The 11,721-nt window shown below is 77.7% G+C and carries 5 protein-coding genes; 4 read left to right on the top strand and 1 reads right to left on the bottom strand.

Features of this window, described 5'->3' with window-relative positions; genetic code table 11:
- Positions 1–12: 12 nt before the first annotated feature.
- On the bottom strand, positions 13–2,334 hold the full coding sequence (locus AB0I11_RS19665) for a BTAD domain-containing putative transcriptional regulator (protein WP_357322061.1): 2,322 nt from the start codon (positions 2,332–2,334) through the stop codon (positions 13–15).
- Positions 2,335–2,633: 299 nt separating this feature from the next.
- On the opposite strand from AB0I11_RS19665, the gene AB0I11_RS19660 reads away from it, so the two are divergent.
- From AB0I11_RS19660 to AB0I11_RS19645, 4 genes are read left to right on the top strand one after another with little or no spacing between them, the layout of a single operon-like run.
- A complete protein-coding gene (locus tag AB0I11_RS19660; RefSeq protein ID WP_357322058.1) occupies positions 2,634–5,111 on the top strand; it encodes a non-ribosomal peptide synthetase in 2,478 nt (825 codons plus the stop codon).
- Positions 5,108–8,437, top strand: coding sequence for an amino acid adenylation domain-containing protein (locus tag AB0I11_RS19655; protein ID WP_357322055.1), 3,330 nt, complete (start codon positions 5,108–5,110; stop codon positions 8,435–8,437). The genes AB0I11_RS19660 and AB0I11_RS19655 overlap by 4 nt, the downstream gene beginning before the upstream one ends.
- A complete protein-coding gene (locus tag AB0I11_RS19650) occupies positions 8,434–11,508 on the top strand; it encodes a beta-ketoacyl synthase N-terminal-like domain-containing protein (protein ID WP_357322052.1) in 3,075 nt (1,024 codons plus the stop codon). The genes AB0I11_RS19655 and AB0I11_RS19650 overlap by 4 nt, the downstream gene beginning before the upstream one ends.
- Complete coding sequence (locus AB0I11_RS19645) at positions 11,501–11,698, top strand: MbtH family NRPS accessory protein (RefSeq protein WP_357322049.1); 198 nt, start codon at positions 11,501–11,503, stop codon at positions 11,696–11,698. The genes AB0I11_RS19650 and AB0I11_RS19645 overlap by 8 nt, the downstream gene beginning before the upstream one ends.
- Positions 11,699–11,721 lie beyond the last annotated feature (23 nt).

The raw sequence follows: 11,721 nt of genomic DNA, 5'->3' as shown, positions 1-11,721 counted from the left end.
CCACGGCCACCCTCAGCCGCGGTGGCTCAGCGCGGGTCGCGGGTGTTCCGGCCGGTACGACAGCGGCGGCGGGTGCCCCGGCCCGACCTCGGTCGACCAGGCCGGCCGGGGCCGCGGAACGCGGCGGGCGTCGGTCGCCGTCGGCCGGCCGGCGGCCGGCGGCGCGGTACCGGTGAGGGCCGGCGGCGCGGCGGCGAGCGGCTCGTCCGGGGCGGACCGGCCGGCCGGGGTGATGCCCAGCTCGCGCATCCGGTCGGCGTACGCGCGGTAGCGCCGCTCCGCCTCGCCGTGCCGGCCCGCGCCGCGGAGCACCTGCACCAGCTCCAGGTGGGCGTCCTCGTCGTACGGGTCGCGGTGCACCAGCCGCATCAGGTAGACCAGCTTCTGGTCGGTGTCCCCGGCGTGCTGGGCCAGCGCCCGCAGCACGCTGGTGTGCGCGGCCTGCGCCTCCTCGCGCAGCGGCTGCGTCCAGTCGTCGTACGGGTCGTCGGCGAGGAAGTCACCGCCGTACAGCTCGTCGGCGCGGGCCAGCAGCCGGGGCGCGTCGGCGTGCCCGGCCCGCTGCGCGGCCTGCGCCTCCTCGGCGGCGATGAGGAACGCCTCGACGTCCACGTCGACCACGTTCAGGTCGATCGCCACCGAGCTGCGGTCGGCCAGCACCGGGCCGTGCCCGCCGCCCTGCCCGGTGCCGAGCACCCGGCGCAGCGTGGACAGCAGCACGGAGAGCCGGTTGGCGGTGCGCGACGGGGTCTCGTCCGGCCAGAGCAGCTCCATCAGCCGGCTGCGCGGCACCGCCCGGCCCCGGTGCGCGACCAGGATCTTCAGCAGGTCCCGGGCCTTCTTCGACTGCCACTCCCGGTACGGCACGACGGTGCCGGAGCGGAACACCCGGAAGTCGCCGAGGGTATGCACCGCCACGGCCGGCACCCGCAGCGTGATGGCGGTGAGCCCGTCGGCGACGCCCGGGTCCAGGCGTACCCCGCAGCGACGGAGCTGCTGCTCGGCGCCCTCCGCGCCGCGGCGGGCCCGGCGGCCGCGCAGCCGCGCGGCGATGAGCCGGACGGCCGCCTCCTCGGCCCGGTCGCCCAGCTCCTGGCAGAGGGTCGCGGCGTCGTCCAGCAGCCCGGTGGCGGCCCGCGGGTCGGCCGAGGCCAGCACGGTGAGCTGGAGGGCCTGGACCAGGGTGGCGCGCCGCCGGTCGAGGGTGGCGCCGGTGCGCGCGTCGGCCGCGTCGTGGTGGGCCCGGCCGGTGTCGCCGGCCAGCAGCGCCACCCAGCCCCGGGCCAGCAGGGCGGAGGACCGCTCGGCGTCGCCGGCCAGCGTGACCGCCCGCTCGGCCAGGTCCCGGGCGGCGCGCAGGTCGTCGGCGGCGCGGACCCGGGCCAGCTCGGTGAGGACCCAGACCCGCAGGGCGGGGCGGCGCACGCCGGAGTCGAGGGCGGCGAGGGCCTGCTCCAGGGCCTGCCGGGCCTGTCGCGGCTCCCGCCGACGGCGGTGCACCATGCCGAGCACGGCCAGCCCGAACGCCTCCTCGGTGGAGCCGCCGGCCAACTCCCGCAGCCGCTGCCCGGCGGCGCCGTCGGCGAGCGCGTCCTCCAACCGGCCCAGCTGACACTTGGCGGCGGCGGCGAGGCTGAGCGCGTACGGTTCGTGGCCGCTGCCGCCGGTCGCCTCGGCCAGCCGGATCGCCGCCTCCGCGTGCCGCAGCGCCGGGCCGGCGTTCCCGGTGCGCAGCGCCTGATGGGCCACCTCGAAGTGGAGCATCAACCGGAACAGCCCAAAATCCGGCCTGGGGAGCCCGGCGGCCAGGTCCGGGCCGCCCCGGGTGGGCGCCTCGTCACCGCCGGCGGCGGCCAGCAGCACGCCGAGCCGGGCCACCGCCTGCGCGGCAGCCGGCAGCCGGCAGCCCGCGGCGGCGCGGGCCGCCTCCTCGGCCGCGTACCCGGCCCGCTCCGGCTCGCCGGCGGCCAGGTGGTACGCGGCGGCGAAGCAGTGCACCTGCACGGCGTCGGCGGCAGTGCCGCCGAGCGGTACGTCGGCCAGCCGGGCCGCCGCCTCGCCGGGGGCGCCGGCGAGGTGCCGGCGCAGCGCGTCCCGCCAGGTATCGCCGAGCGGGGTGCGGCGTGCCACCGGGCCGAACAGCATCGGCTGGGCCACCAGGCACAGGTGCGCGGCGGTGCGGTCACCGGCGTCGGCGAGCCGGCGCAGCGCGCCGCCCAGCTCCGCGTCACCGGGCAGCCGGGCGTCCGGTGCGCGCGGCGTCCGATGCTCGTCCTTCCTTGCGTTCCGGGTCGGCGTGGAACGCCAGCCCGGCCTGATCTGGTCTCCGGACATCCACCGCTCCTGGGGTCTCTTGTGGAGGATCGGGCGTGCGGAGAGCAACCGTGGCGATGCGTGTTCCTCGCCCGGTGTGGCTTCCCCCCGGCCCGATCATCGTCGGCATCGAGCGTTGTCGCCATAACCAAAAGAGTCGGTGTACTTACTGACTGCTATGCGCTATTGGCTTATGCCGACGCTCAGACTTCCGTCAGGGTGGCCGAACGGCACCCGCAGTAGCCGTACAAGCAACCGGCACCCGCGCCGCGCAGAATCCCCGACGTCGCATGTCGCCTGCCGATCGGGGATGAGATCCGATGACCGAACAGCCGCAGGTCCGCGCGTTGCCGGAGCCGCCCGAGCTGCCGTACCCGCCGGCCCCGGCCGGCCCCGGCGTGGCCGTCGTGGCGCTGCCGGCCGGGTCGGACGAGTCACTGGTCGTCGTGCTGGCCGGGCTGCTCGCCCTGCTGCGCCGCCGCACCGGCCGGCGGGAGCTGCTCGCCGAGGTGCCGGCCGGGGACGGCTGGCGTCCGCTGCCGCTGCGGCTGTCCGCCGACCCGACCTGGCGCGAGCTGCGCGACCTGGTCCGGGCCGCGACCGCCGACGCCGCGACCGCCGACGCCGCGACCGCCGACGCCGCGACCGGGGACGGTCCGGAGCCGGAGCCGGCCGCCGGGGCGTACCGGCCGGTGGTGTCGATCGGGCCCGACCCGCTGCCCGCCGGGGCCCGGGGCGAGCTGCGGCTCACCGTGGCCGCCGACGGGACGCTGACCGTGCGTCACCGGCACGCCGAACCGGTCGCCGCGGAGCTGACCCTGCTCCTGGCCCGGCTGCGGGACCGCCCCGACGGGCGGCTCTCCGACCTGTCCCTGCTGGACGACGAGACCCACCGGCGCAGCGTGCTCGCGGTCAACGCCACCGACACCGGGTACCCGCGGGACCGGTCGGTGCCGGAGTTGTTCGCCGAGTGGGCCGCCCGCCGCCCGGACGCCCCGGCGCTGCGCGACGGCGACCGGGTACTCAGCTACCGCGAGCTGGACCGGCGGTCGAACCGGCTGGCCGGGCGGCTGCGCGCCCTCGGCGTCGGCGCGGAGTCCCTGGTGGGGCTCTGTTTCGCCGACACCGCCGGCTGGGTGGTGGCCGCCCTGGCCACGCTCAAGGCCGGGGCGGCGTACCTGCCGCTGGACCCGGGCTACCCGGTCGAGCGGTTGGCGTTGATGTGCGCCGACGCCCGCCCGGCGGTGCTGCTGCACCCGGCCGCGCTGGCCGACCGGCTGCCCGCCGACGGCACCCCCCGGCTGGCCGTGGACGACGCCACCGGCGACGGCCCGGACGCGCCGCCCACGGTCACCGTCCACCCCGACCAGCTCGCCTACGTGATGTACACCTCCGGCTCGACCGGCCGGCCCAAGGGCACCGGGGTCAGCCACCGCAACATCGTCCGGCTGGTCCGCGACACCGACTACGTGGCCGTACGTCCCGACGACGTGATGGGGCAGGCGGCCACGATGTCCTTCGACGCGGCCACCCTGGAGGTGTGGGGCGCGCTACTCAACGGCGCCTGCCTGGCCGACCTGGACATCGACGACGTCATCGTGCCGGAAAGGCTGCGCCGGCGGCTGCGCGAGCAGGGCGTGACGATGATGTTCCTGGCCACCTCGGTGGCCCGGCAGCTGGCCACCGAGGCGCCCGACGCGCTGGCCGCCCTGCGCTACCTCACCTTCGGCGGGGAGCAGGCCGACGGCACCGCCGTGCGCCGGCTGCGCGCCGCCTGCCCGGACACCACCCTGGTCAACGGGTACGGCCCGACCGAGGGCACCACCTACACCACCACGTACGACTGCGCCCGGCTCGCCGACGACGACCCGGTGGTGCCGATCGGCGGCCCGGTCGCCAACACCCGGGTGTACGTGCTGGACCACCTGCTCCAGCCGGTCCCGCCGGGGGTGCTCGGCGAGCTGTTCATCGGCGGCGACGGGGTCGCCCGCGGCTACCTCGGCCGGCCCGGGCAGACGGCGGAGATGTTCCTGCCCGACCCGTTCGGACCGCGCCCCGGCGGCCGGCTGTACCGCACCGGCGACCTGGTGCGGCAACGCCCGGACGGGCTGATCGAGTTCGTCGGCCGGGTCGACCACCAGGTGAAGATCCGCGGGTACCGGGTCGAGCCGGGCGAGGTGACCGGGGCGCTGCGCGGCGGCGGGCTGGTCGACGACGCGTACGTCCGGGCCGACCGGGACGCCGCCGGCGATGCCCGGCTGGTCGCGTACGTGGTGCCCGCCGCCGGGGCGGACCTGCCGGCGATCTGCGCCCGGGCCCGCGAGCAGCTCCCCGACCACCTGGTGCCGGCCGTGTTCGTGGCGCTGCCGGCGCTGCCGCTCAACCGCAACGGCAAGGTCGACGCGGCCGCGCTGCCCGACCCCGGGGCGGCCAGCGAGCCCGCGCCGGACCTGCCGCTGACCCCGACCGAGCAGGCGGTGGCCGAGATCTGGCAGGACGTGCTCGGGGTGCCGGTCCGCGGCCGCGACGACGACTTCTTCGACCTCGGTGGACGGTCGCTCAAGGCGACCCGGGTCCGGTCCCGGCTGTCGGCCGCGATCGGGGCGGAGGTGCCGCTGCGGCTGGTCTTCGACCACCCGACGGTCGCCGCGCTGGCCGCCGCGGCCGACGAGATCGCCGCGGCGGCGGGCCGGCCGGTCGCCGCGGCCGGCCCGGCCGATCCGCTGCCCGGTGGGCCGCCCGCGGCCGACCTGGCCGGCCTGCTCGACCAGCTCGAACATGGCGCGGGCGCCCGGTGAGCGGCCCGCTGGGCCCGGACGAGCTGCGCCGCCGGGTCGACGCGCTGCCGCCCGAGCGGCGCCGGGCGTTCCTAGCTGCGGTGCGCGCCGACGGCGACCGCTACGGCGTGCACCCGCTCACCGCCGCCCAGGAGTGGATGCTGCTGCTGGCCCAGCTGCGCCCGGACAGCCCCGCCTACCACGTGCCGTACCGGGTGGACCTGCGCGGCGAGCTGGACGTGGCCGCGCTGCGCGCCGCCCTGGACCTGGTGGTGGCCCGGCACGAGGCGCTGCGTACCGTCTTCGTGCCGCTGGGCGGGCAGCCGCACCAACTGGTGCGGCCGCCGGCCGGGCTGCCGGTGCCGGTGGTCGACCTCGCCCCGGACGAGCTCGACGGGTTCGCCACCGCCGAGGCGGTCCGCCCGTTCGACCTGGCCCGGGGCCCACTGGTGCGGGCCACCCTGTGCCGCACCGGTCCGGCCGACTGGACGCTGCTGCTCTCCCTGCACCACGTGGTCTGCGACGGCTGGAGCATGGGGCTGCTCTTCGACGAGCTCTCCACCGCCTACGCGGCGCTGCGCGCCGGGCAGGCCCCCGCGCTGCCGCCGGTGCCCCGGGACGTGCCGGCGGCCCTGCACCAGGATCGGCTGCTCGACCCGGCCGAGTTGGCCCGGCGGCTGGCCTGGTGGCGGGACGCGCTGGCCGGCGCGCCGCCCGGGCTGGACCTGCCCACCGACCGGCCCCGCCCGGCCGAGCTGGAGGACGCCGGCCACGAGATCGAGTTCTGCTGGCCGCCCGCCCTCGCCGACCTGGTCGCCGAGGCGGGCCGGCGCATCGGCGCCACCCCGTACATGATCTTCGCGGCCGGCTGGGCGGCGCTGCTGCACCGGCGCAGCCAGCAGGCCGACCTGCTCATCGCCACCCCGGTGGCGAACCGGCAGACCCTGGACAGCGAGACCGCCGTCGGTTTCTTCGTGAACACCCTGGTGCTGCGCAGCCGGCTCGACGCCGGGCTCACCTTCGCCGGCCTGCTCGACCAGCTCCGCGACCGCGCACTCAGCGCGCTCACCGACCCGGTGCCGTTCGACGCCCTGGTCCAGGAGCTGCGACCCGAGCGCGACCCCGGCCGGCACCCGCTCGCCCAGGTGATGTTCGCCGTGGAGGACGGCTGGGAGGACCGGCTCGCCCTGCCCGGGCTCACCGTGCTGGCCAGCGGCGAGACGCACACCGGCACCTCCATGTTCGACCTGACGCTGACGGTCATCCCGCACGACGGGCGCATCGACGGCCGGGTCGAGTACCGCACCCGGCTCTTCGACTCCGCCACCGCCCGCGCCCTCGCCGACCAGCTCGACACCCTGCTCACCGCCGCCCTCACCGACCCGGACACCCCGGTCGACCGGCTGCCGCTGCTCGGCCCGGCCGACGGCCGGGAACTGGTGGACCGCTGGGCCGCCGCCGCGCCCCCGGTCGACGACCGGCTCACCCTGCCCGACCTGGTCGCCCGCCGGGCCGCCGGCGCCCCCGACGCGGTCGCCGTGGCGTACCTGGACCGGACGCTGAGCTACGCCGAGCTGGACGCGGCGGCCACCCGGCTGGCCCGCACCCTGCGCGCCCGCGGCGTACGCGACGAGCACACCGTCGGGGTCTGCCTGCCGGCCGGCCCGGAGTGGGTGGTGGCGTTCCTCGCCGTGCTCCAAGCCGGCGGGGTCTACCTGCCGCTGGATCCGCAGCTACCGGCGGCCCGGCTGGCCCACCTGCTCGCCGACGCCGACGCGCGGCTGGTGGTCACCGCCGCCGGGGCCGTCGAGGCGCTGCCCGCCACCGACGCCCCGCTGCTGCGCCTGGACGAGCCAGCCGGGCAGGTCGTCCCGCGCGAAGGACCGGTCGTGGGCGAGCCGGCTCCGGACACCGCCGCGCTGCCCAGCCCGCATCCGGACGGCGCCGCCTACCTGATCTACACCTCCGGCTCCACCGGCCGCCCGAAGGCCGTCGTCGGCACCCACCGGGGGCTGCGCAACCTGGCCGAGGCGCAGGCGCGGCTGGTCGGCGTCCGCCCCGACGACCGGGTGCTGCAGTTCCACTCGGTCAGCTTCGACGTGTCCCTGTCCGACCTGGTCACCGCGCTCACTGCGGGCGCCACCCTGCGCCTGCTCGGCCCGGACGAGCGCGCCCCCGGTCCCGACCTGGCCGCCGCGCTGGTGCGGCACCGGATCACCGTCGCCGACCTGCCGCCGGTGGTCCTCGACGCGCTCGACCCGGCCGCCGTGCCGGGGCTGCGGGTGCTCACCGTCGGCGGCGAACCCTGCGCCCCGGACGTCGCCGCCGCCTGGTCGCGCGGCCGGCTGCTGATCAACGGGTACGGCCCGACCGAGGCCACCGTCACCGCCACCGCCGCCCGCTGCGGTCCGGACGACGGGGAGCTGCCGATCGGCCGGCCGCTGGCCGGGGTGCGCGCCTACGTGCTCGACGCCGAGCTGCGCCCGGTGCCGCCCGGCGTACCCGGGGAGTTGCACCTGGCCGGCGCGGGGGTGGCCCGCGGCTACCTCGGCGACCCGGCGCTGACCGCGCAGCGGTTCCGGCCCGACCCGTACGTCCCGGGCGAGCGGATGTACGCCACCGGTGACCTGGTCCGCTGGCGCGCCGACGGCCAACTGGTCTTCCTCGGTCGGGCCGACGACCAGGTCAAAATCAACGGTTACCGGATCGAGCTGGGTGAGGTGGAGGCCCGGCTGCGCGAGTGTCCCGGGGTGCGCCGGGCCGCCGCCGTGGTACGCACCGACAGCCCCGGCGGTCGCCGGCTGGTCGGCTACCTCGTCGGCGACGGGCTGGACGTGGAGGAGGTCCGCCGGGAATTGCTCCGCCAACTGCCCCGCTACCTGGTGCCGGCGGCGCTCGTGCCGGTGCCCGACCTGCCGATGACGGCCAGCGGCAAGCTCGATCCCGCCCGGCTGCCGGCCCCCGCCCCGACCCGCCCGGCCGGCGCGTACGTCGCTCCGACCGGGGAGCTGGAACGGGCCGTCGCGGAGACCTGGCGGGAGGTGCTCGGGCTGGCCGAGGTGGGCGCGCACGACAACTTCTTCGACCTCGGCGGCACCTCGCTGCTGCTTTCCCGGGTGCAGACCCGGCTGACCGAACGGCTGGGCCGGCCGGTGCCCGCCGTCGAGCTGTTCCGCCACCCGACGGTCGCGCTGCTGGCCCGCCACCTCGGCGGCGCGGACGCGACACCGGCGGCCGTACCGGCCGGGGACCCGGACGCCGGCCGGCGCCGGGACGAACGCAAGCAGGCGCTGGCCGACCGGGCCCGGCGGGCCCGGCGGGTGCCGGTGGGGGAGGGACGGCCATGACCGAGCAGGAGACCGGGCTGGAGATCGCCGTCGTCGGGCTGGCCGGGCGCTTCCCGGGCGGCGGCGACGTCGACGAACTGTGGCGGACCGTGCTGGCCGGCCGGGAGGCGATCACCCGGTTCACCCCGGAGGAGCTGGCCGCCGCCGGGCTCACCGAGGCTGACCGCGCCCACCCCGACCACGTGCCCGCGCACGGCGCGCTGCCCGAGGTGGACCGCTTCGACGCCGCGTTCTTCGGCTACTCGCCGCGCGACGCCCGGCTCATCGACCCGCAGCAGCGGCTCTTCCTGGAGTGCGCCTGGGCGGCGCTGGAACGGTCCGGCCACCTCGCCGGCGACCCGGACCGGCTGGTCGGCGTCTACGCCGCCTGCGCGGCCAGCGGCTACCTGCTGCACCACCTGTTCCGCAACCCGGCGCTGGACACGGTCTCCGAGTACGAGCTGATGCTCGCCAACGACAAGGACTCGCTGCCCACCCGGGTGGCGTACCACCTGGACCTGCGGGGTCCGGCGGTGGCGGTGCAGACCGCCTGCTCCTCCTCGCTGGTCGCGGTGCACCTGGCGGCGCAGGGGCTGCTGGCCCGCGAGTGCGACGTGGCGCTGGCCGGCGGGGCACACGTCCGGCTGCCCGGCGGCACCGGCTACCGGTACGAGTCGGGCGGCATCATGTCCCGCGACGGGCACTGCCGCCCGTTCGACGCCCGCGCCACCGGCACCGTCGGCGGCGACGGCGCCGCCGTGGTCGTGCTGCGCCGGCTCGCCGACGCCCGCCGCGACGGCGACCCGATCCACGCGGTGATCCGCGGCTCGGCGGTCAACAACGACGGCCGGATGAAGGTGGGTTTCACCGCGCCGGGCGTGGACGGGCAGGTCGCGGTGATCCGCGCCGCCCAGCAGGTCGCCGAGGTGGACCCGGCGACCATCGGGTACGTCGAGGCGCACGGCACCGGCACCGACCTGGGTGACCAGATCGAGCTGCGGGCGCTCGGCGAGGCGTTTCGCGGGGTCGCGCCCGGCCGCTGCGCGCTCGGCTCGGTCAAGTCGCTCGTCGGCCACCTCGACGTGGCCGCCGGGGCCACCGGGCTGATCAAGGCGGTGCTGGCGCTGCAGCACCGGGTGGTGCCGCCCAGCCCGTACTGCACCGAACCGCACCCGGGCCTGGCCGACGGGCCGTTCCGGGTCAACACCACGCCGCTGCCCTGGCCGGACCTCGGCGCGCCGCCACGCGCGGCAGTCAGCTCCTTCGGCATCGGCGGCACCAACGCCCACGTGGTGCTGGAGGCCGCCCCGGCCGTCGCCCCGGCCGCGCCCGCACCGGAGGCGCCGCGGCTGCTCGTCCTCTCCGCCCGGGACGCCGACGCGCTGGACCGGGCCCGGACCCGGCTCGCCGCCCACCTCGCCGAGCAGCCCGACCTGCCGCTCGCCGACGTCGCGTACACCCTGCGCACCACCCGGCGGGAGTTCCCGCACCGCCTGGTCACCGTCGCCGGCAGCGGCAAGGAGGCCGCCGCGCAGCTCGCCGACCCCGACTGCGCGCTGGTCCGCACCGGCCTGGCCGGCGAACCGGCCGGTGTCGCGCTGCTCTTCCCCGGCCAGGGGGCGCAGTACGCCGGGATGGGCGGCACCCTCTACCGCACCGAGCCGGTCTACCGGGCCGCCCTCGACCGCTGCGCCGAGCTGCTCCGGCCGCACCTCGACCGGGACCTGCGGGCGCTGCTCTGCCCGCCCGGCGACGCACCGCCGACCACCGGCGAGCTGGACGAGACCCGGCTGACCCAGCCGGCCCTGTTCGCCGTCGAGTACGCCCTCGCCGAGCTGCTGCGCCACCGAGGGCTGCGCCCGACGGCGCTGGCCGGGCACAGCCTCGGCGAGTACGTGGCCGCCTGCCTGGCCGGCGTCTTCACGCTGCCCGACGCGCTCGCCACCGTCGCCGTACGCGGCCGGCTCATGCAGGCCCAGCCGCCCGGGTCGATGCTCTCCGTCGAGCTGCCCGCCGACGAGGTGGCCGCGCTCCTGCCGCCGCGGGTGTCGGTGGCCGCCGCCAACGCGCCCCGGCTCAGCACCGTCTCCGGCGAGCCGGCGGCGGTCGCCGCGCTCGCCGCCGCGCTGCGCGAGCGCGGGGTCGCCTGCCGGGAGCTGCGCACCTCGCACGCCTTCCACTCGGCCCTGATGGACGGCGCGCTGCCCGCCTTCGCCGCGCACCTGCGTACCGTGCCGCTGCGGCCGCCCACCCTGCCGGTGGTGTCCAACGTGACCGGTCGCTGGCTCACCGACGACGAGGCCACCGACCCGGACTACTGGGTGCGGCAGCTGCGTCGGCCGGTGGCCTTCAGCGCCGGGGTGGAACTGCTGCTCGCCCAGCGCTACGCCCTCGCCGAGGTCGGCCCGGGCCGCACCCTGGCCACCCTGGCCCGGCAGCACCCTGCGGCCCGGGCGACCACCGTGGTCACCACCCTCCCGGCGGACCGTTCCCCGGCCGGGGAGGACGTCGCGGTGGCCACCGCGCTGGGCCGGCTCTGGCTGGGCGGCGCGGCACTGGCCCCGGACGCCGGCGACGGCGCGCGCCGCCGGGTGCCGCTGCCCACGTACCCCTTCGCCCGGCAGCGGCACTGGGTGGACCCGCCGGCGAGCCACCCCCCGGCGCCGGTCGCCGCGGCGGAGGCCGCCGAGCCAGACCCGGTGGCCGGGCCGGCGCCGGCCGGCGCGGCGCGCGACGACGCGTACGAGGTGGTCCGCCGGATCTGGGTGGAGCTGCTCGGGGTGGACGACGTCGGCCCGCACGACGACTTCTTCGAACTCGGCGGGCACTCGCTGCTGGGCACCCGGGTGGTGGCCCGGATCCGCGACGCGCTCGGCGTCGACCTGCCCCCGGGCACCATCTTCGAATCACCCACCCCGGCGGGCCTGGCCCGGGCCGTCGCCGCGCTGACCGCGCCGGCGCCCCGCGAACCCGCCGACGACGCGGACGACCCGCTCACCGACCTGCTCGCGGAGATCCGCGCGCTCTCCCCGGAGCGCCTGGCCCGCGAACTGCACCTGGCCCGACACGAGGAGAGGAACGGCGATGGCTGACGAGCACCGGGTCCTGGTCAACGACGAGGAACAGTACGCGCTCTGGCCCCGGCACAAGCAGATCCCGGCCGGCTGGCGGGAGACGGGCTGCGCCGGCAGCCGGGAGGAGTGCCTGGCGTTCGTCGAGCACACCTGGACCGACCTGCGCCCGCGCAGCGTACGCGAGCACCTGGCCGGACAGGCGGGCTGACCGGTGGCGGGCGTCGACCACAA

The sequence above is a fragment of the Micromonospora sp. NPDC050495 genome (genome assembly GCF_040655175.1).
GTDB lineage: Bacteria > Actinomycetota > Actinomycetes > Mycobacteriales > Micromonosporaceae > Micromonospora.
Note: the sequence above shows the minus strand (reverse complement) of the source record. Positions and strands in the feature narration are given on the sequence as shown.